The sequence below is a fragment of the Dactylosporangium sp. NPDC049525 genome (genome assembly GCF_040676755.1).
Lineage (GTDB): Bacteria > Actinomycetota > Actinomycetes > Mycobacteriales > Micromonosporaceae > Dactylosporangium.
Genome location: NZ_JBFAPO010000007.1, coordinates 42,047 through 64,368 on the forward strand (window position 1 = coordinate 42,047; position 22,322 = coordinate 64,368).

Annotated in this window: 19 protein-coding genes; 11 read left to right on the plus strand and 8 right to left on the minus strand. The window is 71.7% G+C overall.

What is annotated here, in order from left to right; translation table 11 throughout:
• Positions 1-2 precede the first annotated feature (2 nt).
• Entirely contained in the window at positions 3-2,483 is a 2,481-nt protein-coding gene (locus tag AB0K00_RS13425) for an FtsX-like permease family protein (protein WP_363519795.1), read from the minus strand.
• Positions 2,480-3,247, minus strand: coding sequence for an ABC transporter ATP-binding protein (locus AB0K00_RS13430; RefSeq protein ID WP_363519798.1), 768 nt, complete (start codon positions 3,245-3,247; stop codon positions 2,480-2,482). The genes AB0K00_RS13425 and AB0K00_RS13430 overlap by 4 nt, the downstream gene beginning before the upstream one ends.
• A gap of 266 nt (positions 3,248-3,513) precedes the next feature.
• Between AB0K00_RS13430 and AB0K00_RS13435 the strand changes: the two genes are divergently transcribed.
• Complete coding sequence (locus tag AB0K00_RS13435) at positions 3,514-4,746, plus strand: hypothetical protein (RefSeq protein ID WP_363519801.1); 1,233 nt, start codon at positions 3,514-3,516, stop codon at positions 4,744-4,746.
• 58 nt (positions 4,747-4,804) lie between these two features.
• Here the strand turns inward: AB0K00_RS13435 and AB0K00_RS13440 are convergent, their stop codons facing one another.
• Both AB0K00_RS13440 and AB0K00_RS13445 read right to left on the minus strand, forming a co-directional pair.
• Positions 4,805-5,464, minus strand: a complete 660-nt coding sequence (locus AB0K00_RS13440; protein ID WP_363519802.1) for a response regulator transcription factor — start codon at positions 5,462-5,464, stop codon at positions 4,805-4,807.
• Positions 5,452-6,705, minus strand: a complete 1,254-nt coding sequence (locus AB0K00_RS13445; RefSeq protein WP_363519805.1) for a sensor domain-containing protein — start codon at positions 6,703-6,705, stop codon at positions 5,452-5,454. Before AB0K00_RS13445 ends, AB0K00_RS13440 begins: the two co-directional genes overlap by 13 nt.
• Positions 6,706-6,870: 165 nt before the next feature.
• Between AB0K00_RS13445 and AB0K00_RS13450 the strand changes: the two genes are divergently transcribed.
• Positions 6,871-7,101, plus strand: coding sequence for a hypothetical protein (locus AB0K00_RS13450; protein ID WP_363519807.1), 231 nt, complete (start codon positions 6,871-6,873; stop codon positions 7,099-7,101).
• 18 nt (positions 7,102-7,119) lie between these two features.
• Here the strand turns inward: AB0K00_RS13450 and AB0K00_RS13455 are convergent, their stop codons facing one another.
• Both AB0K00_RS13455 and AB0K00_RS13460 read right to left on the minus strand, forming a co-directional pair.
• Positions 7,120-8,202, minus strand: coding sequence for a tartrate dehydrogenase (locus tag AB0K00_RS13455; protein ID WP_363519810.1), 1,083 nt, complete (start codon positions 8,200-8,202; stop codon positions 7,120-7,122).
• Entirely contained in the window at positions 8,199-8,885 is a 687-nt protein-coding gene (locus tag AB0K00_RS13460; protein WP_363519813.1) for a GntR family transcriptional regulator, read from the minus strand. The genes AB0K00_RS13455 and AB0K00_RS13460 overlap by 4 nt, the downstream gene beginning before the upstream one ends.
• 100 nt (positions 8,886-8,985) lie before the next feature.
• On the opposite strand from AB0K00_RS13460, the gene AB0K00_RS13465 reads away from it, so the two are divergent.
• The 4 genes from AB0K00_RS13465 to AB0K00_RS13480 are packed head-to-tail and all read left to right on the plus strand — an operon-like array spanning position 8,986 to position 13,007.
• The gene (locus AB0K00_RS13465; RefSeq protein WP_363519816.1) at positions 8,986-10,260 is read left to right on the plus strand and encodes an MFS transporter; all 1,275 of its coding nucleotides are present in this window, start codon (positions 8,986-8,988) and stop codon (positions 10,258-10,260) included.
• Positions 10,260-11,234: an NAD(P)-dependent oxidoreductase gene (locus tag AB0K00_RS13470; RefSeq protein ID WP_363519818.1), complete on the plus strand. Its 975-nt coding sequence runs from the start codon at positions 10,260-10,262 to the stop codon at positions 11,232-11,234. The genes AB0K00_RS13465 and AB0K00_RS13470 overlap by 1 nt, the downstream gene beginning before the upstream one ends.
• Positions 11,231-12,607 carry an acyclic terpene utilization AtuA family protein gene (locus tag AB0K00_RS13475; protein ID WP_363519821.1) on the plus strand — a complete coding sequence of 459 codons (1,377 nt, stop codon included), beginning with the start codon at positions 11,231-11,233 and terminating at the stop codon, positions 12,605-12,607. The genes AB0K00_RS13470 and AB0K00_RS13475 overlap by 4 nt, the downstream gene beginning before the upstream one ends.
• Positions 12,597-13,007, plus strand: a complete 411-nt coding sequence (locus tag AB0K00_RS13480; RefSeq protein ID WP_363519824.1) for a DUF4387 domain-containing protein — start codon at positions 12,597-12,599, stop codon at positions 13,005-13,007. The genes AB0K00_RS13475 and AB0K00_RS13480 overlap by 11 nt, the downstream gene beginning before the upstream one ends.
• Before the next feature lie 60 nt (positions 13,008-13,067).
• On the opposite strand, the gene AB0K00_RS13485 is transcribed toward AB0K00_RS13480, so the two are convergent.
• Positions 13,068-13,709: a TetR/AcrR family transcriptional regulator gene (locus AB0K00_RS13485; RefSeq protein ID WP_363519826.1), complete on the minus strand. Its 642-nt coding sequence runs from the start codon at positions 13,707-13,709 to the stop codon at positions 13,068-13,070.
• Between the two features lie 131 nt (positions 13,710-13,840).
• Complete coding sequence (locus AB0K00_RS13490; protein ID WP_363519829.1) at positions 13,841-16,072, minus strand: glycoside hydrolase family 97 catalytic domain-containing protein; 2,232 nt, start codon at positions 16,070-16,072, stop codon at positions 13,841-13,843.
• A gap of 341 nt (positions 16,073-16,413) precedes the next feature.
• On the opposite strand from AB0K00_RS13490, the gene AB0K00_RS13495 reads away from it, so the two are divergent.
• The 5 genes from AB0K00_RS13495 (at position 16,414) to AB0K00_RS13515 (ending at position 22,310) form a co-directional block, all read left to right on the plus strand.
• Positions 16,414-17,718 (plus strand): extracellular solute-binding protein, encoded by a 1,305-nt coding sequence (locus AB0K00_RS13495; protein ID WP_363519832.1) that lies wholly within the window; start codon positions 16,414-16,416, stop codon positions 17,716-17,718.
• A complete protein-coding gene (locus AB0K00_RS13500) occupies positions 17,715-18,677 on the plus strand; it encodes a sugar ABC transporter permease (RefSeq protein ID WP_363519835.1) in 963 nt (320 codons plus the stop codon). The genes AB0K00_RS13495 and AB0K00_RS13500 overlap by 4 nt, the downstream gene beginning before the upstream one ends.
• Positions 18,674-19,534, plus strand: a complete 861-nt coding sequence (locus tag AB0K00_RS13505) for a carbohydrate ABC transporter permease (protein ID WP_363519838.1) — start codon at positions 18,674-18,676, stop codon at positions 19,532-19,534. Before AB0K00_RS13500 ends, AB0K00_RS13505 begins: the two co-directional genes overlap by 4 nt.
• Before the next feature lie 76 nt (positions 19,535-19,610).
• Entirely contained in the window at positions 19,611-20,645 is a 1,035-nt protein-coding gene (locus AB0K00_RS13510) for a LacI family DNA-binding transcriptional regulator (protein ID WP_363519841.1), read from the plus strand.
• Between the two features lie 312 nt (positions 20,646-20,957).
• The gene (locus AB0K00_RS13515) at positions 20,958-22,310 is read left to right on the plus strand and encodes an MFS transporter (protein ID WP_363519844.1); all 1,353 of its coding nucleotides are present in this window, start codon (positions 20,958-20,960) and stop codon (positions 22,308-22,310) included.
• Positions 22,311-22,322: the final 12 nt, after the last annotated feature.

Here is a 22,322-nt window from a genome sequence, read left to right on the forward strand (position 1 = left end):
GGCTACTCCTTCACGCCCATGTGCTCGATCGGCGGCACCCGCAGCAGCCGGCCGATCGGCAGCACCGTGGTGAGCAGCGCGAGCAGCGCCGTCCCCGCGATCACGGCGGCGAAGCCCAGCGGCGGCACGTAGGGCACCGGTTCGCCGGTCACCGCGTCGACGACCGCGGCCAGGGTCGCCAGCGCGATCGCCGCGCCCATCAGGACCGCGACGCCGAGCAGACCGGCCTGTTCGGCGTGGACCATCCGCTTGGCCTGGCCGCGGGTGACGCCGACGAGCCGCAGCACGGCCAGTTCCCGCCGGCGGGCGAGGGCCGCGATGACCATCGTGTTGGCGGCGGCGAGCGCGGCGTAGCCGACCATCACGCCGACGAGCAGCTTGTTCAGCCATGCGCTGACGGCGAGGTCGGCGGCGAGCCGGCGGGTGAGGCTGCCGGTCTCGACGACGGCGCTGCCGGGGTGCCGGGCCGCGAGCGCCGACAGGTCCGCGGATCCGGTGGAGCGGATGAGCACCTCGTCGTCCACGTCCCGTGCCGTGTGGCCCGCGACCGTCGAGCGGGTCAGGGTGATGTCGCCGAACCCGAGGCCGCGCTCATAGATCGCTACGAGGGTCAGCTTGACGGGGGTACCGTCGCCGAGCCAGAACTCGACGCGGTCGCCGACGTCCCAGCCGTGGGTGGACGCCCGGATCGACGATGCGGCAATGGTGTCGCCCTTCAGGTCGGCCAGGTCGCCCTCGCGCACCCGAAGGTCCATTGTGGACGCCAGGGCGGTGGCGTCGACCGCCTGCGCGGCGACCGGCTCCGCGCCGTCGAGGAAGGTGATGACGACGGACGTGCGCCGCACCGACATAGCGGCCTCGACGCCCGGGGTCTTGCGCGCCTCGTCGACGGTGCCGGCCGGCAGCCCGGCCGGGGAGACCAGCGCGTGCTGGGCGAGCAGCCCGTCCCGGCGCTGCGCCAGGGTCTGCCGCTCCAGGTTGTCCTGCAGGAACCACACGGAGCCGCCGAGCCCGACCGACAGCACCAGCGCGGTGAGCACGGCCGCCATGCCGCGCGCGTTCGCCCTGAGGTTGGCGGTCGCCAGGTATCCGCTGGGCCCCCACACCGTGCGCAGCACCGGCGCGAGCGCGGTCGCGGCGGCCCGGTTGATCCACGGTGCGAGCAGCCCGACCGCGGTCACGAACAGGTACAGCATGCCGATCGCGCCGGCGAGCGCCGCCTGCCCGCCGGCGCCGAGCGTGAACGCGCTCGACGAGGCGGCACCGGCAAGCGTGGCGAGACCGGAGACCAGCCGCACCTTGCCGCTGCGCGGCGGTTCGACCGCCACCTCGCCGAGCGCCTCGACGGGGCGGATCGCGGTGACCCGCCGGGCGGCGATCAGCGCGGAGAGCACGGCGACGAGCGTGGTGACCGCGGCGGCCGCGACGGTGGCGAGCACGCCGTGGGAGATCGGGAACCCGGCCGGGACGAAGCCGCGGTCGACCAGCTGGTCACGCACCCACCGGGTGGCGAGGAGCCCGGCCGGCACGCCGACCGCCACCGCGGCGAGGCCAACCACCGCCGCCTCCGCCATGATCATCCGGCGGACCTGGCCGGGGGTCGCGGCGACGGCCCGCAGCAACGCGAGGTCGCGGCGGCGGTGCCGCACCGACAGCCCGACGGTGGCCGCGACGACGAACACGATCAGCAGCACGACGTATCCGCCGAACGCGCCGCCGGCCTGGATCAGCAGGTCCCGCGCGGCGAGCTCGTCCGCCTGCTCGACCAGTCCGCGGTCGGCGCCGGTGTAGGCCGACGCGCCCGCTTCGGCCGCGAGCCCGCGCACCGCCTTCGCGAGGGCGGCCTTGTCGGTCCCCGGTGCCGCAACGACGCCGATGACGGCGACCCGGCCCGGGTGTGCCGACAGCGTCGCGGCGTGCGTATCGGTGAAGAAGACCGCGGCGGCCGGCCCGTCGACGACGCCGCTGACGCGGTAGGTCCGCGCGACACCGCCGACGAGCACCTCGGTGTCCTGCCCTGGCGTGAGCCCGAGCCGGCGGTCGACCGCGATCTGGTCGGCACCGGCGGGTGCGTTCCCGTCGACGATGCGGTACGGCGTCAGGCCGGCGCTCCCCCACGCATGCCCGGTGACCGCAGCGGCACCGAGCACGACCGGCACCGGGTCGTCGGCCGCGACCAGCGCAACACCGGACAGCCCGCGGATGCGGTCGGCCAGGTCCGCCGGGACGGTGCCGCCCTCGGGCAGCCGCACCGTCGACCGGACGACCTCACCGTCGAGGTCCTTGGTGCTGACGGTCATGTCGGGGTGCGCGACCACGACGTCGGCGGTGGCATAGCGGACCGGCTCCGGCTGGTAGCGCAGGCCCGACTCGACGAGGGTACCCATGGCCATGAGAATCATGACGCCCGCGGCGAGGGCGACGAGCGTGGCGACCGCCGAACCCGGCCGGTGCCGCAGCATCCGCAATGCGAGCGCGGTCATGCCGCCACCACCCGGCGGCGGCCCAGTGAGGCCAGCTGCTCGGCGATGCGGTCCACGCCCGGCTGCGGCAGGTCCCGCACGATCCGGCCGTCGGCGAGGACCAGGACGCGGTCGGCGTACGAGGCGGCCACCGGGTCGTGCGTCACCATGACGACCGTCTGCCGGTGCTCGTCGACCACCGCGCGCAGCAGCGTCAGCACGTCGGCCGCGGTCTCGGTGTCCAGGGCACCGGTCGGCTCGTCGCAGAAGATCACCTCGGGACGGGTGGCGAGGGCCCGGGCGATGGCGACCCGCTGCTGCTGCCCACCCGACAGCGTGGACGGCCGGTGGTGCAGGCGTTCGCGCAGCCCGACCCGGTCGATCACGTGGCTCAGCCAGGCGTGGTCGGGCCGTGCGCCCGACAACCGCAGCGGCAGCACGATGTTCTCCTGCACCGTGAGCGCGTTGACGAGGTTGAACGCCTGGAAGACGAAGCCGATCCGGTCGCGGCGCAGCTTCGTCAGTTTGGTCTCCGACATGCCGGAGAGCTCGGTGGCGCCGATCCAGACCCGTCCGGACGTGGAGCGGTCCAGACCGGCCGCGGTCTGCAGCAGCGTGCTCTTGCCGGAGCCGGACGGCCCCATCACCGCCGTGAACGTGCCACGGTGGAACGCCACGTCGACGCCCGCGAGTGCGGCGACCGCCTGTGGCCCGGTGCCATACGTGCGGGTGAGCTGTTCGACGCGGACCACCGCGTCGCTGGACTGTCCAACATGGACGGACATCGGCAAGCCTCTCCGTGCTCAGCAGGTCGAGTACACGGCAAACGCTATGGCGGTGCGGGTCGGCGGGCGATCTAGCGTACGGGCCAACCGTGGTACAGCTGGCTGTACCACCGGACGGTTCGACGGTTGTAACTTTCCCGGGCCGGTGCAGGTCGGCGGCGGCGCGGCCCCGGCGCCGTTGCCCTCCCCGACCGGGCGACCGTAGCGTCGCCCCCCTGCGAGGCGCAGGAACGCCACCAGCATCAACGTCGTGGGGAGAACAGCACATGGGTGGATCTCAGGATGGTCGGCTGCGGGCCCGATGGCGGCGTCCGGCGGGAACTGTCGTCGCCGCGGCGGCGTGCGTCGCCGGCGCCGTGCTCGCCATCGCGACCACGATCGGCCCGGCCGCGGCCGGCGTCGGTCCCGCCGGGCGCGGGCCGGTGAACGCCGCGTTGGCCGCGCCCGCGGTTGCCAGTGTCGCCGCGGGGTACGGCCAGACCTGCGCGATCCGCACCGACGCGACGCTGTGGTGCTGGGGCAGCAACTGGAGCGGCGAGGTCGGCGACGGCACCAACACGGACCGGGCCACCCCGGTCAGGGTCGGCGACGCCGCCACCTGGGCCGGCATCGAGGCCGGCAACAACTACGCGTGCGCGACCCGGACCGACCGGTCGCTGTGGTGCTGGGGCGGCAACCGCCGGGGGCAGCTCGGTGACGGCACCACCACCAACCGGAACGCCCCCGTGCGGGTCGGCGACGCGACCACCTGGGCGGGCGTCAGCGCCGGCGACAGCCACACCTGCGGCGTGCGGACCGACGGCACGCTGTGGTGCTGGGGCTTCAACCGGCTCGGCCAGCTGGGCCTCGGCACCGCCGACTACTACGTGACCACGCCGGTGCGGGTCGGCACGGCGAGCAACTGGGCTAGCGTCACGGCCGGTTTCGCGCACACCTGCGCGGTGCGCACCGACGGCACCCTGTGGTGCTGGGGTGACAGTTCCAGCGGGCAGCTCGGTGTGGGCACGCTGAGCTACTCGACGACGCCGGCGCAGGTCGGCACCGCGACCACGTGGAGCGGCGTGGCAGCCGGCCTGGTGCACACCTGCGCGGTCCGCACCGACCGGACCCTGTGGTGCTGGGGCAACAACGGCTACGGCCAGCTGGGCGCCGCCACCACGTACCAGACGACACCGCTGCAGGTCGGCGGCACCGGCGCCTGGAGCGCGGTCAACGCGGGCTACGACTCGTCGTGCGCGGTCCGCACCGACGGCGGCCTGTGGTGCTGGGGCAACAACACCGCCGGGCAGGTCGGCGACGGCACCACCACCAGCCGCAACGCGCCCACCCGCGTCGGCACCGCCACCACCTGGACGAGCGGCCTGGTCGTCGGCTATCACACCTGCTCGGTCCGCACCGACGGCGGCCTGTGGTGCTGGGGCAACAACGCAAACGGGCAGCTCGGCGACGGCACCACCACGAACCGGTTGACGCCGGGGCAGGTGACCCTGCCGGCCTGACCGCCGCGCCGTCCGGCGCCGGCTCGCCCTGGGTCCCCGGGCGGGCCGGCGCGCCGGGTCAACCGCGGCGCTGGGTGTCCTCGAGGTGGCGCAGGACGGCCGTCACCCGCCGGTCGGCGCGGTCGTCCGGCGCGAGGTCGAGCTTGGCGAAGATGCTGCGGATGTGCTTGTGCACGGCTCCTTCGGTGACGAACAGCCGCTCCGCGATCGCCGTGTTGCCGAGGCCCTCCGCCATCAGGGCGAGCACGTCACGTTCGCGGGGGCTGAGCCGGCTCAGCGTGCTGTCGGGTCGGCTGCGGGCGAACAGCTGGCTGACGACCTCCGGGTCGATGGCCGTGCCACCGCCGGCGACGCGATGCAGCGCCTCGAGGAACTCCTCGACCCGGCCGACCCGTTCCTTCAGCAGATAGCCGAGCCGGGCCGCTCCCCCGGCGAGGAGGTCGGTGGCGAACGCCTGCTCGACGTACGCCGAGAGCACCAGCACCGCAAGGTCGGGGTGGCGGCGCCGGGCCTCGACGGCGGCCACGATGCCCTCGTCGGTGTGCGTCGGCGGCATCCGGACGTCGACGATCGCGACGTCCGGACGGTGGGCGTCCACTGCGGACAGGAACGCGGCCGGCGAGTCGGTGGTGGCGACCACGTCGAGCGACTCGGCCCGCAGCAGCAGCGCCAGGCCTTCCCGCAGCAGGGCGTCGTCCTCGGCGATCACGATCCGCACGGCAGCTCCACGGTTATCGTCGTCGGCCCACCGGGTGGGCTGGTCAGGGTGAACCGGCCGTCGTGGGCCTCGACCCGCCGGCGGATGCCGCCGATCCCCGAGCCGTGGCCCTCGTCGGCGCCGCCGTGGCCGTCGTCGAACACCGTCAGGTGCAGCCGGTCACCCCTGCGGTGCACGGTGACGGCGGCCGTGCCGGCGCCGCTGTGCCGGGCCACGTTGGTCAGCGCCTCGGCCACCACGAAGTATGCCGTCGCCTCGACCGACGCGGCGCACCGGCCCGGTACGTCGACCTCGACGGTGCACGGCACGCCGCAGCCGGCGGCGAGCCCGTCCAGCGCGCCGGCGAGTCCCCGGTCGTCGAGCACCGGCGGCAGGATCCCGCGCACCACGGTCCGCAGTTCCGCGAGCGCCAGTTCGGCGGCGTCGTGCGCGCGGTCGAGGACCTCGCCGGCGAGGGCCGGGTCACGCGCCAGCGCCCGCCGTGCGGCGCCGAGCAGCACGGTGACCGCGACGAGGCGGTTCTGCGCCCCGTCGTGCAGGGACCGTTCGATGCGGCGCAGCTCGACCGCGTGCGCGTCCAGCGCGGCCGCGCGGGTCGCGGTCAGCTCGGCGATCCGCAGCGACACGTCGACGTCGTGCGGGGGCGCCAGCAACCGCCGGCCCGCCGACGCCTGCAGCCGGGCCATCCTCGGGACGAGCGCGACGGACACGGCGAGCCAGCCGACGCCCATGAGCGCGACCGCGAGCGCGTCAGGCAGCCCGCCGATGTGCCAGTACACGAAGCCGGGGCCGCCGGCGTCCGGTGGCAGCAGCCAGAAGTACAGCGGGAACAGCAGGTATTGCACGGCGGACAGCGGCAGCGACAGCCCGATCAGGCCCAGCCCGAACCCGGCCGTGCCGTGGATGGCCACGAACGCGGCCTCGCGCCGCACCCACGGGTCACGCAGGGCGCCGCGCAGGTCACCGGGGACGGGCGGCGGCATCGGCAGGTCGGCGCCCCACCGCGACAGCCGGGCCCGCTCCCGGTCGGCGGCCGACCGGGCCGCCTTCAGCGCCGACGGGACCACGACCAGGCCGATGCCGGCCGCGGAGGCGAGCGCCACCACGAACAGCAGCAGGAACGCCGCCAGGGCCAGGATCGACGTGCCGAGGCCGCCGACGAGGTGTTCGAGGGCGTCGACGGACGTCCGCACCCGGTCCCGGAGGTACTGCCGCACCCCGCGCCCCGCTTCGCCCGCCATGCGCACCTCCCCGGCAGCGACACTATGCGACGACGTCGGGATCGGCCCGCGGCGGCCGGAAAATACAGCCTGCTGTACCCCGGTCGGCTCGCTGGCTGGATCGTCGGCGAGGGGCCGGCTGCATAGCGTTGCGGTCATCGTCAACCGCACACCCTTGGAGCTGTCATGACCGACCGGTATCGCATCGCCCCTCCCGAGACCACCGGCACGCCGGACGGCGGCGGCCGCGGCATGCTCCGCCCGGTGCTGTGGTTGCTGCTGATCCTCAGCGCCGCCGCCAACGCGACCGTGAACACCATCGGCGCGAACCCGCTCGCGGGCGTCGGCTTCGGGCTGGTCACCCTCGCCTGCGCGGGGACGCTCGTCGTGCACCACTACCGCCACCGCGCCCGGTAAGGGCACTGCCGGCTTCGCTCAGCGTTCGCGGACGCGTTCGGCGATCGCGTGGCCCAGCTGCGCCGTGGTGCCGGTGCCGTGCAGGTCCGGGGTCAGCGGCGCGGCGCCGGGGCCCTGCCCGAGGACGTCCTCGATCGCCTCGAGCAGGTGCGCCGCCGCGGCGGGGTGGCCGAGGTGCTCCAGCATCATGGCACCGCACCAGATCTGGCCGACCGGGTTGGCGATGCCCTTGCCCGCGATGTCGGGGGCGGAGCCGTGCACGGGCTCGAACAGGCTCGGGTGGTGGCGTTCGGGGTTGATGTTCGCGCTCGGGGCGATGCCGAGGGTGCCGGTGCAGGCCGGGCCGAGGTCCGACAGGATGTCGCCGAAGAGGTTGCTGGCCACGACCACGTCGAACCAGTCGGGGTGCAGCACGAACTGCGCCGCGAGCGCGTCGATGTGGAACTTGTCGAGGCGGACACCGGGATACCGCTCGCCCATCGCGGCCACGCGCTCGTCCCAGTACGGCATGGTGATGGCGATGCCGTTGCTCTTCGTCGCGGACGTCAGGTGTCGTGCGGGGCGGCGGCTCGCCAGCTCGAAGGCGAAGCGCAGCACCCGGTCGACGCCGACGCGGGTCATGACGGTCTCCTGCAGGACGGTCTCGCGGTCGGTGCCCTCGAAGATGCGCCCGCCGACGCTGGAATACTCGCCCTCGGTGTTCTCCCGGACGACGACGAAGTCGATGTCACCCGGCTCCCGGCCGGCCAGGGGGCTGCGGACGCCCGGCATGAGGCGGCACGGGCGCAGGTTCACGTACTGGTCGAAGGTGCGCCGGAACTGCAGGAGACTGCCCCAGAGGGACACGTGGTCCGGCACCACCGCCGGCCAGCCGACCGCGCCGAAGTAGATGGCGTCGTATGCGCGCAGCGTCTCCTCCCAGTCGGCGGGCAGCATCGTGCCGTGCCGCTGCCAGTAGTCGGCGCTGGCGAAGTCGAAGGTGTCGAAGTGCAGCCGCAGGTCGAAGCGGTCCGCGGTGGCCCGCAGCGCCTCAATGCCGGCCGGGACGACCTCCTTGCCGATGCCGTCGCCGGGGATGACGGCGATGCGATGCGTGCTCACCGGGCCTCCCGCAGCGCCGCCAGGCCGCCCTGGGAGTCCTCCAGCGCGATGCGCTCCGCGGTGGCGGAGTCGCCCGCGCGCAGCGCCCGGACCAGGGCCCGGTGGCTGGTGTAGCGCTCGAGGCCGAACGTGTCGTCCTTGGCGACGCGCTGCAGCAGCAGCTCGCGGCGCTGCGGGCGGGAGAAGACCCGGCTCTGCTCCAGCATCCGGACGAGGACCGGGTTGTGGGCGCACGTGTCGACGGTGTCGTTGAACTCCTGCATGGTGTCCAGCAGCGCGGTGAGGTGCCGGTCCGTCGGCTGCGCCTGCTGACGCCGCTCCTTGAGCAGGATCAGCAGGTCGTCGGCGCGGTCGAGGATCGCGTCGAGGGCGTCGAGCTGGCCGGCGGTGGCGTGCCGGGCGGCGAAGCGGGCGACGAGGCCGCGCAGGCCCACCTCCACCTCGGCGAGGTCGTCGATGGCGGCGTCGCGGATCGCGGCGACGAGCACCGTGCGCGGGCCGATCCGCTCGATGAGCCCGTCGAGCTCCAGCCGGCGCAGTGCCTCGCGGACCGGGGTCGGGCTGATCGCGAGCCGCTCGGCCATGCCGCGCTCGGTCACCTTCTCCCCCGCGGCGAGCTCGCCGGTGGCGATGGCGGAGCGGACGTGGCGGTACGCCTGATCGGCGAGCGTCTCGGCTGACATGACCGCACTCTAGCGCATGCCATGGCAAACTCCGATGCAACTGTTGACGAGTTTGCTATAGCAAATTAGCGTGGCGCGGACACCCCGAGGAAGGATCCGCATGGCCGATCCGAAGGTCCGCGACGGGACCGTGTCCAACCGCAAGATCACGTTCTTTGTCGCTCTGGCGCTCTTCGCGCAGGAGTCGACCTGGAACTTCTACGACAACCAGGTGCCCGTCCTGCTGCGCGAGCACGTGAGCAGCGCGGCGATCGTCGGCCTGCTCATGGGGGCGGACAATCTCCTAGGCATCTTCGTCCAGCCCTGGATCGGCAACCGCTCGGACAACACCCGCACCCGGTGGGGACGGCGGATGCCCTACATCGCGGTGGGCATGCCGCTCGCCGCCCTGGTCTTCCTGCTCCTGCCGTGGGCGTCGTCGCTGGCCACGCTGGTCGCGGTGATGTTCCTGTATGCGCTGGTCGCCAACAGCACCCGGCCCCTCGCGGAGTCGCTGGTGCCGGACTTCATCCGGCCCGAGCGGCGGAGCCGGGCGAACGCCGCCGTGAAGATCGCGACCTCGCTGACCATCATCGTGGCGTCGCTGATCAGCCTGCTCGTGGTGGACGAGCACCCGCGCGGCGCGTTCGCCATTCCGGCGGTCATCATGCTGCTGGCCACCGCGGTCCTGATCGCCAAGGTGCGGGACAGCCGGTCACCGGCCTACCAGGCGGCCGTGGCCGAGGACGCCACTGCGGGCCACGCCGAGGCCCGGGTGCCGTTCCGGCAGGTGCTCACCGAGCTGGTCCGCGACCCCGACCGCCGCCGGCTCCTGCTGCTGCTGACCGTCGTGCTCTTCGGCGGGGCATGGTTCGCCTCCCGCTCGCTCGTCACCCCGTACGGCATGCAGGCGCTGGGCCTCACCCGCGGCGAGGCGGGCGGGCTGACCCTGCCCAGCGGCGTCGCCTTCCTGCTCGCCTGCTACCCGGCCGCCCTCGCCGCCGAACGGTTCGGGCGGCTGCGCACGATGGCCGTGGGCATGACCGTCTTCGCCGTGGCACTGGCGATCGGGACGGTCGCGCAGACCGCCACCGGGACGGTCGTCGTGTTCTGCGTCGCCGCCGCGGGGGCCGCCGCCTTCTCGATCAACGCGGTCGTCGCGCTGTGGAACCTGGCGCCGTCCAGCCGGGTGCTCGGCACCTACACCGGCCTGTACGCGGTCACGTGGTACCTCGGCGGCTTCGGCGGGCCCGCGCTCATCGGCGCCGTGGTCGACCTCACCGGCTGGACCGGGATGCTGCTCGACATCGCGGTCCTCGCCGCGCTCGGCGTGCTGGTCATCGTCCGGCTCGAGCGCCTGCAGCGCCGGCACGCCGCCGAACCGGTCACCACCTGATGGCGGCCGTGCTCATCACCACCGACTACCTGGCCCCGGGTGACGAGGTGGACCGCTACCTCACCGGCCTGGGCTTCACCACCCGGCACGACCCGATGCGCGGACCGCGCCGCCCCGAGCAGCTGATCGCCGCCCTCGCCGGCGTCGACGGCGCGCTGATCGCCAACGAACCCCTGTCGGAGCGGGTGCTGCGCCAGGCACCGCAGCTGCGCGCCGTCGTGCGCACCGGGGTGGGGTACGACTCCGTCGACGTGCCCGCCGCCACCCGGCTCGGCATCAGCGTGAGCAACCTGCCCGGCGTCAACAGCAACGCGGTCGCCGAGTACACCATGGCACTGCTGCTCGCCCAGGCCCGGCGGCTGGCGCCCGTCGCGGCCGGGGTCGCCGCCGGCCACTGGCCCCGCGCGGACGGCCACGAGCTGCGTGGCAAGACCCTCGGCCTCATCGGCTGGGGCGCGGCGGCGCAGCGGGTGGCGCCCCTCGCGGTCGCGTTCGGCATGACGGTGCTGTGCCACACCAACGTCCCGACGCGGCCGGCGCAGGCCCGGTTCGTCACCCTCGACGAGCTGCTCCGCGCCGCCGACTTCGTGTCCGTGCACACCGCGCTGACCGACCGCACCCGGCACCTCATCGACGCCGCGGCCCTCGCCCGGATGAAACCGGGCGCCCACCTCGTCAACACCGCCCGCGGGGCGATCGTCGACGAGACCGCCCTCGCCGAAGCCGTCGGTGCAGGCAGGATCGCGGGTGCGGCCCTCGACGTCGTGGACGTCGAGCCGCTGCCGGCCCGCAACGTCCTGCGCGGCGTCGACGGCATCACCGTCTACTCGCACATGGCCGGGCAGACCGCCGAGGCGCGGCGCGCCGCCGGGGTGGACGGCGCCAGGGAACTCGTCGCCGCGCTCGCCGGCCACCCCCGCTCCTCCGTCAACGCCCACCTGATCACCGCACCCCGAAGTGAGGTACACCCGTGACCCGCGACTCCGTCCGAATCCTGGTGCCGTCCGGCATGCTCGGCTCGGGCTTCCCGCCCGGGATCGTCACCCGCGGGCTGGACCTCGGCGCCGACGTCATCGCCCTGGACGGCGGATCCACCGACTCGGGGCCGTACTACCTCGGCACCGGCACCGCCAAGACCACCGCCGCAGCCGTCGCCCGCGACCTGCGGCTGCTGCTGCGCGCCGCGGCCACCGCCGGCATCCCCCTGATCATCGGCTCGTGCGGCACCAGCGGCACCGACTCCGGCGTCGACTGGGTCGCCGGCATCACCCGCGACATCCTGGCCTCGGAAGGGCTGAGCTTGCGGGTGGCCACGATCTACAGCGAGCAGCGGGCCGCCGACCTCAAGGCACACCTCGACCAGGGCCGGATCCGACCGCTCCCGCCGGCCGGCGACCTGGACCAGGCGACCCTGGACAGCTGCGAGCACATCGTCGCGATGATGGGCCACGAACCGATCGCGGCGGCCCTCACCGCCGGCGCCGACGTGGTCCTCGCCGGGCGCGCCACCGACACCGCCGTCGTCGCGGCCTACCCGCTCCTGGCCGGCATGCCGGCCGGCCCGACCTGGCACGCCTCGAAGATCGTCGAGTGCGGGGCGCAGTGCACCACGGATCCGCGCTCCAGCGGCGTCTTCGCCACCATCGACGCCACCGGCTTCACCATCGAGCCGCTCGACCCGGCCGCCGCCTGCACGCCGACGTCGGTCGCGGCACACATGCTGTACGAGACCGTCAACCCGTTCTCGATGCGGGAGCCGGCCGGCACGCTCATGGTCGCCGACGCCACGTACCGCGCCCTGGACGAGCGGCGCGTCCGCGTGGAACACTCCCGGTTCGAGCCCGCCGCCCAGCACACCATCAAGCTCGAGGGCGCCCGCGTCACCGGGTACGAGACGATGTCGTTCACCGCCATCCGCGACCCGCACATCCTCGGCCAGATCGGCACGTGGGCCGCGCTGCTGCGCCGCATCCTCGTCGACCGGGTCACCCAGACCCTCGAGCTGAGCACCGACGACTACGCCTTCGACATCCGTCTCTACGGCCACGACGCCGTCCTCGACGCCATCGACCCGGACACCCGGCCACCCCGTGAAGTCGGCGTGATGCTGCTCGTACACGCGGCGGACCAGCCGACCGCAACGGCGATCGCGAAGATCGCCAACCCGCTCATGCTGCACCTGCCCACGCCGGACATGCACTACCTGCCCAGCCTGGCCTTCCCCACCTCGCCCGCGGAGACCGAGCGCGGCGCGACCTACGAGTTCGTCCTCAACCACGCCGTCGACGTCGACTCGCCCACCGGCCTGTTCCGCATCAACCTCCCGGAGGCCCTCGATGTCCGATAGCCCACGCACGGTCGCCGATCTCGCCCTGGAGGTCCGGTCGAAGAACGCCGGCCCGTTCTGGGTGACGATGGAGCTGTTCATGCGCGACAGCATGGGGTACGCCATCGTCGCCGACCCCAATTACCTGGACGAGGTGGTGATCGGCCGCCTGTACGGGGTTGCCGCGGACACCGTGCAGATCTTCCGGCTGCCCGCCCTGAACGTCGTCAAGATCTCGTTCCCCCGGCCGGTGCCGCAGGGCAGCCTGCGCGACCGCGACATCCACGCCGGCCAGCACCACGTCCCACTGGCCCTGCTCCCACTGCCGCGTTCGACGGCGGCCTCGGCCTCGGGCTCGGGCTCGGCCTCGGGCTCGGTCTCGGGCTCGGTCTCGGGTGAGGATCGCGCGGCGCCGCGATAGGGAACGGCCGCGTATCCGATCGACCGGTCACGCCGGCGGCGGTGCCCGGCCGGGCCGGAGCTACCGGAGGGCGCCGAGGACGGCCAGGGCGTAGGCCGTCAGGTGCTCGACCAGCGGCTCCGGCGGGTCGGTCATGCCGCGGGAGACCCAGTCCATGACGACCTCGCTCAGCCCGGCCATCAGGGCGAGCAGCAGCCGCTCGTGCCGGGCCTTGTCCCGCGAGCGGCGCACGAACGGCCGGACCAGCCGGCCGAACAGCTCGACGTCCTTGCGCAGCAGCCCGCGCCGCCGGGTCTCCATGCGTGGCGCGTTGATGTAGATGACGCGGGCCCGAGCCGGCTGCTCCAGCAGCATTCCCACCAGCGTGACGAGCATGGGTCGCAGCAGCTGCTCGAGGTCCTCGGGGCGCTTCGGCGCGGCGGCCGCGACCCCGGCCAGCAGCCAGTCGTTCTGCTGCCGGTGCACGACCAGCAGCAGGTCCTCGCGGTCGGTGAAGTCGTCGTAGAAATACCGCTTGGACACCTTCGCCAGGGCACACACGTCGGCGACGGTGATGTCGTCGTAGTCGCGGGCGGCGAACAGCTGCACCGCCGCGGCGACGATCCGCTCGCGCCGGTCCGCCGCCCGCTCCTGCTGCGTCTGACCGCCGTAGGTGCCACTGCGCCGGGGTGCCACCACGCCACCCAGCTGCTGCTCGCTCAACGCTCAACCCTCTTCCTGCCGGCCGGATCACGGTAGCGCCAAGTCCGGCGGGCCCGCTGAACGGCAGACGGAAGCCGGGCCGGCGGCAGTTGACCTGCCGGCCGGCCCGGCGGTGCGAGCCCGGGCGAGGGTCAGCTCCTCGTCCACTGCTGGTTGGTGCCGCCGTTGCAGGTCCAGATGATCAGTTTCGTGCCGTTGGCGGTGCCGTTGTCGTAGGCGTCGAGGCACTTGCCGGATCCGGTGCCGACGACGGAGCCGTTGCTGTTGACCGTCCACTGCTGGTTGGTGCCGCCGTTGCAGTCCCAGATCTGCACCGTCGCGCCGTCGGTGGTTGCCGCGCCGGCCACGTCCAGGCACTTGTTGCCGTACACCTGCAGCTGCTTGGCGGTGGTGGCGTTCCAGCGCTGGTTGGCCCCGCCGTTGCAGTCCCACAGAACTACGGCGGTGCCGCTGGTGGTGGTGTTGTTCGGCACGTCGACGCAGCGCCCGGACTGCACGCCGCGCAGGGGCGAGCCGACCAGGGGCGTGCCGCAGGTGGTCAGGCCGGCGGTGTACGGGCAGGCGACGGCGGCGAACCCGCCCCGCTCCGCGAGGGCCACCGACAGGGTGTCGGCGTTGGTGACGGTCCGCGTCTCGCGCAGCAGGTTGCCGCCGTTGTCACGGACCGTCTCGAGCAGCCACTGGCCGGAGCCGAGGAACGACAGCGGCGTCGTGTAGGTCTTCGCGGCGAGGGCGGAGATGCCGGCGACGTACCACCGGCCGCCGTTGCGGCGGGCGAAGTACGCCTCCTGGCCGGGGCGGCCGCCGAGCAGCCGGGTCTCGTCCCAGGCGGTCGGGATCTGGTTGAGGATGCGCATCGCCTCGGGCTGGGACTCGTAGCTCTCCGGGTTGTCCGCGAGGTGCTGCCAGCCGGACTCGAACACGATCGAGGTCGCCAGCTCGTGCGCCCGTGTGGTGTCGCGGTTGTAGGGGCTGAAGATGACCGGGGTGAAGTCCATGCTGCTGATCGCGTTGCGGGTGAAGGGCAGGATCGTGTTGAGCTGGGCCCGCAGGTACTGCTCGGCGCCGTGGACCGCCTCGGCCGTCATGACGTGCGGCCAGGTGCGCTGCATGCCGCGCGGCGTGGCCGAGCCGTGGAAGTTGATCATGAGTTGCAGTTCGGCGGTCCGGGCGAGGATGGCGTCGTACCACTGCAGGGTCGGCTGGGTGAACTCGTAGGAGAAGTCGACCTTCACCCCGGCCACGCCCCAGCTCTTGATCAGCGGCAGCCACTGCTCACGCTGCGCCGAGGTCCACAGGCTGCTGGAGTTGAACCACAGGATCACCTGCACGCCGCGGTCCCTGGCGTACTGCACCACGCTCGGCGCCCAGCTCTGCTGCCAGCCCTCGTCGATGAGGACGTAGCCCCAGCCGTTGCGGGCCGCGAAGTCGATGTACTGCCGCTGCCGGTTCGCATCCGACGGGCTGGCGTGCTCGGTCAGCCAGGACCAGGTGACGGTGTCGGGCTTGACCCAGGACGTGTCGCTCACCCGGGACGGCGCGGACAGGTCGTCGACGATGGTCGAGGTGGTGACGCTGCTGAGCGAGCCGACCGCGGCGGTGCGCCACGGCGTGGCCAGGGGCCGGTTCGCGGTGATCGAGCCACTGTCCAGCACGGCGGTGAAGGTGCCCGACCCGTTCTGGTGCGACAGGCTCATCCCGGCGTAGCGGCCGTCGAGGTTGGTCTCGGCGACCAGCGCGAAGGTGCCGGCAACGTCGAAGAGCGCCGGGTTGCGGAACGTGCCGGTGGCCGCCGCGCCGGCGGTCGTCTGGACCCAGTATCCCTGGTCCTCGCGGTGGGACGGCACGACCCAGCTGTTGGTGTTGGTCGGCACGGTCCAGGACGACGCCTCCCGCTGCACGGTCACCGATCCGGTGCCCGGCAGCACGTAACGGTAGGCGGCGCCGGTGTCCGAGGCCCGGACCACCACGTCGAGCCTGGCGCCGCCGGTGCCGGTGAACGACAGCGTCGACTCGGTGTAGGTCGTCGAGCGGTTGCGCTGCTTGCCGGTGGTCATCGAGTAGGACTCGGTGACGGTCCGGTCGCTGCGGGCGGTGAAGGCGAGACTCTTCGTGAGGTCGGCGGCGCTGGTGACGATGCCGATCGGCGACGGGGACAGCACCGTGCGGCCCTGGTTGGACACGGCGAAGGCCAGCGTCCCGTTGTCATTGAGGGTGACCTGGGCGGCGGTCGGGGAGCTGGCGGACGGTCCGGAGACCGTCCAGCTGGTCGCGGCGGACGCGGGCGCGGCGGTCGCGGTGATGACGGCGGCCAGCAGTGTCAGGACGAGGGTGCAGCGCAGCAGGGACTTGTGATGTCGCATGGGACGTCCTCCGGCGAGGGTTGGCGGAACCTGCGGTCGGGGTGTCGTGCGAGCACGTGGCGGCGTTGGGCGTGCGCGGATGTCAACGTTGTCAACGACAGTAACGTTGGATTACGTTGGTACGTGCGCGACTTTCGGCCATTGAACATCTTGATCATGATTCTGTCAAGGATTGGCTCTACCTAGCACAATCGCTGAATTTGCCGCCGAACGAACGCTTGACAAGGGCATCGTCTTGTCGATTTGCTGTGGTGACTTTTGAGCGCCCTAGTTGGAACTTGTTGAAACCCGAGGCTCAGGTTTCAACCCCCTTCCCGCGCACCTCCACCTGGAGAAGACCCATGACAGATCTGCGACTGTCCCGCCGCGCCGCCCTCAAGGGCCTCGCCGCAGCGCCCGCGTTCTTCGGAGCCTCCACGCTGCTGTCCGCCTGCGGGGACGACTCGGACGCGCCCACCACCACCGGCTCGGCGACGGACCCGATCACGTTCGGCTCGAACTACTCCGACGACGCCACCAAGGCGGCGTTCGCCGCGCTGACCGCGGCCGCGACGGCGGCGACGAAGGTGCCGATCAGCATCAACACGACCGACCACAACACGTTTCAGAACAACATCAGCAGCTACCTGCAGGGCACGCCGGACTCCCTCGCGACCTGGTTCGCCGGGTACCGGCTGCAGTTCTTCGCCGCGCAGGGGCTGCTCACCCCGATCGACGACGTGTGGGAGAAGATCGGCGGCAACTTCAACGACGCCGCCCGCAACCTCTCCAAGGGCATCGACGGCAAGCACTACCTGGTGCCGCTGTACAACTACCCGTGGGTCGTGTTCTACAACAAGAGCGTCTTCGCCGCGAAGGGCTACCAGGTCCCCACCACCTGGGACGACTTCATCAACCTGTGCAAGAAGATGAAGTCCGACGGGCTGATCCCGATCGCGTTCGCGGAGAAGGACGGCTGGCCGGCGCTGGGCACCTTCGACATCATCAACCTGCGCGTCAACGGCTACGACTACCACATCAAGCTGATGAAGCATGAGGTGCCGTGGACCGACCCCGGGGTCACCGCGGTGTTCGACAAGTGGCGGGAGCTGATGCCATACCTGCAGAACGGGGCGAACGGCCGGATCTGGCAGGACGCGGCCAAGGCCCTGGAGAACAAGCAGGCCGGGATGATGTTCCAGGGATCCAACCAGGTCGCCGCGAACTATGCGCCCGCGAACCTCGCCGACCTCGACTTCTTCCCCTACCCGGTGATCAACCCGACCTACGGCCAGGACTACATGGACGCCCCGACGGACGGCTTCATGCTGCCGAAGAAGGGCAAGAACACGGCCGCGGCGAAGGCGGTCCTCGAGTACATCGGCACCGCCGCCGCCGAGACCAAGTTCCTGGAGACCGACCACTGGGACGTGGGGCTGGCCAAGGGTCTCGTCGCGCCGACGTACAACGAGATCCAGAAGAAGTCGGTGGCGGAGATCGCCAAGTGTAAGAACGTGTCGCAGTTCATGGACCGCGACACCGTGCCCGACATGGCCACCGCCATGATCAAGGCGATCCAGACCTTTGTGGACAGTCCGACCGCTGAGACGATCACTTCGATCCAGAAGAGCGCCGAGGACCAGGCCAAGACGATCTTCACCAAGTGAGCAAGGGTTCGAAGCGGCGCACGTTCAATCGCCGCGACGGCTTCGTCGTCGCGGCGATGCTCGGCGTGCCGCTGCTGCTGGACGCCGCGTTCATCTGGGGGCCGGCGCTCGCGTCGGTCGGGCTGTCGTTCACGAAATGGACCGGCGTCGGCGGCGTGCAACTGCAGTCCTGCGACTCGCTGCCATCCGTGCCCGGCATCCCGCAACCCGGCTGCCTCAACGGCGTACGCAACTACGAGCAAGCGTTCACCACCTACCCCGACTTCTGGCCCGCGGTCCGGCACAACATCATCTGGCTGCTCGTCTTCGTATGCTTCGCCACCCCACTCGGCATGCTGTTCGCCGTCGTCATCGACCGCGGCATCCGCGGCTCACGCATCTACCAGAGCATCCTGTTCCTACCCGTGATGCTCTCCCTCGCCCTCATCGGCATCATCTGGGAACTCATCTACTCCCCCAACTACGGCCTCATCAACTCCGTCCTCGGCCGCACCGGCGACGACAACCTCATCGACTGGCTGGGCGACCCTTCGCTGAACCTGTGGGCGCTGCTGGTGGAAGCGAGCTGGCGGCAGGCCGGGTATGTCATGATCCTCTACCTGGCCGGACTCAAGGCCGTCGACCCGGCGCTGCGCGAGGCCGCCCTCGTCGACGGCGCCACCGCATGGCAGACCTTCTGGCGGGTCGTCTTCCCCGCCATGCGCCCCATCAACATCGTCGTCATGGTCGTCACCGTCATCGAATCACTGCGCGCATTCGACCTCGTGTACATCACCTCCGGCGGCAACCCACTCAAAGGCCTCGAACTGCTGTCGGTCGCCGTCACCCAGAACATCGTCGGCGAAACCCAACGCATCGGCTTCGGCTCCACCCTCGGCGTCATCCTGCTCGCCATCTCCCTCGTGCCGATCACGATCTTCCTGTTCCAGACGTTCCGGCGTGAGGAGTCTCCGAAGTGAAGCCCTCCCGGCTCGGCAGCGTCGCGGCGCAGGTGTTCATGCTCGTGATGCTCGTGCTCTGGGTGACGCCGGTCCTGTTCGCCCTGTACGTCGCGCTGCGCCCGATCGCCGACACCAACGCACACGGGTACGTGTCACTGCCGCAAAGCCTGACCCTGGACAACTTCCGTGCCGCGTGGACCCAGTCCGACATGTGGCACTTCTTCCTCAACTCCGTCTACATCACCGTCCCCGCGGTCCTGCTCACGCTCCTGCTGGCCTCATCGTTCGCCTACGTGGTATCCCGGCTGCGGTTCCGGTTCAACATCGCACTGCTGATCCTGTTCACCGCCGGCAACCTGCTCCCCCAACAGGTCATCATCACCCCACTCTTCCGCCTCTACCTCGCCATCCCACTCCCCCACTGGCTCAGCACCAGCGGCCTCATGTACAACTCCTACCTCGGCCTCATCGCCATCAACGTCGCCTTCCAACTCGGCTTCTGCGTCTTCGTCCTCAGCAACTACATGAAAACGCTGCCGACAGAGCTCGACGAAGCCGCCATCGTCGACGGCGCCGGCGTCTGGACCCGCTACTGGCGCCTGACCCTGCCGCTGTGCCGGCCCGCGCTCGCCGCACTCGCCACCCTCCTCACCACCTGGATCTACAACGACTTCTTCTGGGCCATCACCCTCATCTCCACCGGCGACAAACGACCCGTCACCTCAGCCCTCGCCAACCTCCAAGGCCAATTCGTCGCCAACCAGAACATGATCGCCGCAGCCGCCCTCATCGCCGCCATCCCGACACTGATCGTCTACGTCGCGCTGCAGAAACAGTTCATCGCCGGGCTGTCCCTCGGCTCCACCAAGGGCTGACCGGGTGCATCCGGCCGGGGCCGGCGCTCAGGTGACGAGCGCCGGCCCCCATCGGCGCGCTGGCATACTCTGCGCCATGACGGAGGACGAGCTCGGGCCCACCCGGCCCGGACGTCCCGGTCTGGTGGAAGTCGCCGCACTGGCAGGCGTGTCGGTCAAGACCGCGTCGCGGGCGCTGAACGGCGAAGGCTACGTCGCCCACGACACCCGCCGGCGCGTGCAGCAGGCCGCGGACCGGCTGGGCTACCGGCTCAACGGCATGGCTCGCGAGCTTCGCCGCAGCGGCAACACCTCGACGCTGGTCGGCCTGGTCGGCGGCGATCTCGGCAACCCGTTCTACTCGAAACTTGCCAGCGGCCTGGAGCGCGAGGTGCGGCTGCACGGCCTGCAACTCGTCACCGTCAACACCGACGAGGACCCGCAGTCCGAGGAGCGGCTCACCGGGGCCCTGCTGGAGCGCCGCGTCCGGGCCCTGGTCATCGTCTCCACGCTGCCCGGGCACCGCCACCTCGCCGCCGAGCACCGCCACGGGATCCCGTTCGTCTTCGTCGACCGGCCACCCACCGGCCTGGCCGCGGACGCCGTCCTGCTCGACAACGACGGCGGCGCGCGGCAGGCGGCGACCCACCTCCTCGAGCACGGGCACACCCGCATCGGCATCGTGGGCGACTTCTCCCGGCTGCGCACGCATCAGGAACGCATCACCTCGTTCGGCGCGACGCTGCGCGACGCCGGCATCGCCGACTGGCGTGACTATCTGCTCGAAGACGCGCATGACGTGGCCGCGGCGCAGCGAGCGGTGACCGACCTGCTCGACCGCGACCCGCCACCGACGGCCATCTTCACCACCAACAACCGGATCACCACCGGTGCCCTGCGCGTCCTGCGGGGACACCCGTGCCCGCCGGCCCTCATCGGGTTCGACGAGCTCGACCTCGGTGACATCCTCGACGTCACCGTCATCGCCCACGAGCCGGAGAACATGGGCCGGCAGACCGCCCGGCTGCTCCTCGAACGCCTGGACGGCTACACCGGCCCGCCGCGATGGGTCATCCTGCCGACCCGGCTGATCCCGCGCGGCTCCACCCGACGGCTGCCGGCGCGCGGCTGACCACGCCCGCCGGATCTCCTGGACGCGGTCGAGACCATCTGACGCACCATCGTCGCGCACTGCAGCCGCTCGGACCAGATGCGGAACGCCAACGTACCGTATTGATGTCGACCTGTGCCACTTCTGACGCCGACATCAACAGATGGACCAAATTCCCGGCATCGACATCGCGCCGCCGCACTGGAATCCTCACTTCTGAAACGTGAACGTTCCAGATACTTGTCACGGGTCCCGGTCCGCTCCCATACTGCTTCCACCCCGTCCTCGTGGTGAGGTTGCTGTGGCCGCCAGCGCGGCGAAGGGATGCCCACGATGTCTCGTTCCCTTGAGGATCCAGCGGTCGACGTCCGACCGTCCCGCTCGTCCGCGCGCTACGTGCTCGGGCTGCTCTTTCTGGGCAACCTGCTGAACTTCTACGACCGGGCACTCCCCGCGGTCGTGCTCGAACCGATCAAGAACGACTACGGTCTCGACGACACGCAGGTCGGTATCCTCGCGTCGGCGTTCGTCGTCGTCGCCGCGCTCGCCGGCGTGCCGCTCGGCCGCCTCGCCGACCGCATCCCCCGCCGGACCGTGGCGGGCTGGGGACTGCTCGGCTGGAGCGCGTTCACGGCCGCCGGCGGCCTGCTGACCAACTTCTGGGGCTTCCTCGCCTCGCGCGTCGGCGTCGGCGTCGGCGAGTCCAGCTACGCGCCGGCCACCGGCTCGCTGCTGGCCGACCTGTATCCGGCCGAGCGCCGGTCCCGGGCCAACGCGCTGTTCATGCTCGGCTTCCCGATCGGCACGCTGCTGGCCTTCCTCACCGCCGGCGGGCTCGCCGAAGCCTTCGACACCTGGCGGGCGCCGTTCCTCGTCGCCGCCGTGCCGGGATTCGTCGTCGCCGTGCTCGTCCTACGCATCCGCGAACCGCAGCGCGGCGCCGCCGAGCCTGACCCAGCCGCCACGGACCCCGCCGCCGCAGACCCCGCCGCGGCGGCACCGGTGGCGCGCAAGGGTCCGCTGCTGAAGGTGCTGCGGATCCGCTCCATGTACGGCCTGATCCTCGCCTTCGCCGGGTACAACTTCGCCGCGTACGCGATCGGCACGTTCCTCACCCCGGTCCTGCAGCGCTACTACGGCCTCGACCTGGTCGACGCGGGCGCGGTCGGCGGCGTCGTCATCGGCGTCACCGGGCTGATCGGCCTGCTCGCCGGCGGCCGCGTGCTCGACCGCGCCGCGAAACGCTCGACCGCGGCCCGGGTCGCCGTGGCCGCGGCCTGCCTGGCCGGCGCCGCCGTGTTCGCCTTCGCCGGCCTCAGCGCCGGCCGCGGCACGCTGTGGCAGCTGGTGCTGTTCCTCAGCCTGAGCTACCTGCTCGGCATCATCTACCTGGCCGCGGCGGTTCCCGCCGTCGCCGACGTCATCCGGCCCGCGCAACGCTCCGGGGCGATCGGGCTCATGTCCGCGATCGGCTACCTGCTCGGCGGCGCCGGCGGCCCGATCGTCGTCGGCATCCTCTCCGACGCGCTCGCCGCCGGCGCGACCGGCGCCGCCGACGCCACCGCGCAGGGCCTGCAGCGCGCCATGATGATCGCCGTTCCGATGGCGTTCACCGTCGCCGCCGCCGGCATGCTCCTCGCCACCCGATACGTCAACACCGACCGCGACACCATGCTGGCCGGCTGACACCTCCCTTGC

What these genes read in the sequence shown, in the direction of transcription:
- AB0K00_RS13510 (WP_363519841.1), top strand. Translation starts at nt 19,611, where the DNA reads ATGACGGAGGACGAGCTCGGGCCCACCCGGCCCGGACGTCCCGGTCTG.
- AB0K00_RS13425 (WP_363519795.1), bottom strand. Translation starts at nt 2,483, where the DNA reads ATGACCGCGCTCGCATTGCGGATGCTGCGGCACCGGCCGGGTTCGGCG.
- AB0K00_RS13435 (WP_363519801.1), top strand. Translation starts at nt 3,514, where the DNA reads ATGGGTGGATCTCAGGATGGTCGGCTGCGGGCCCGATGGCGGCGTCCG.
- AB0K00_RS13460 (WP_363519813.1), bottom strand. Translation starts at nt 8,885, where the DNA reads ATGTCAGCCGAGACGCTCGCCGATCAGGCGTACCGCCACGTCCGCTCC.
- AB0K00_RS13470 (WP_363519818.1), top strand. Translation starts at nt 10,260, where the DNA reads ATGGCGGCCGTGCTCATCACCACCGACTACCTGGCCCCGGGTGACGAG.
- AB0K00_RS13445 (WP_363519805.1), bottom strand. Translation starts at nt 6,705, where the DNA reads ATGGCGGGCGAAGCGGGGCGCGGGGTGCGGCAGTACCTCCGGGACCGG.
- AB0K00_RS13515 (WP_363519844.1), top strand. Translation starts at nt 20,958, where the DNA reads ATGTCTCGTTCCCTTGAGGATCCAGCGGTCGACGTCCGACCGTCCCGC.
- AB0K00_RS13495 (WP_363519832.1), top strand. Translation starts at nt 16,414, where the DNA reads ATGACAGATCTGCGACTGTCCCGCCGCGCCGCCCTCAAGGGCCTCGCC.
- AB0K00_RS13430 (WP_363519798.1), bottom strand. Translation starts at nt 3,247, where the DNA reads ATGTCCGTCCATGTTGGACAGTCCAGCGACGCGGTGGTCCGCGTCGAA.
- AB0K00_RS13450 (WP_363519807.1), top strand. Translation starts at nt 6,871, where the DNA reads ATGACCGACCGGTATCGCATCGCCCCTCCCGAGACCACCGGCACGCCG.
- AB0K00_RS13465 (WP_363519816.1), top strand. Translation starts at nt 8,986, where the DNA reads ATGGCCGATCCGAAGGTCCGCGACGGGACCGTGTCCAACCGCAAGATC.
- AB0K00_RS13480 (WP_363519824.1), top strand. Translation starts at nt 12,597, where the DNA reads ATGTCCGATAGCCCACGCACGGTCGCCGATCTCGCCCTGGAGGTCCGG.
- AB0K00_RS13490 (WP_363519829.1), bottom strand. Translation starts at nt 16,072, where the DNA reads ATGCGACATCACAAGTCCCTGCTGCGCTGCACCCTCGTCCTGACACTG.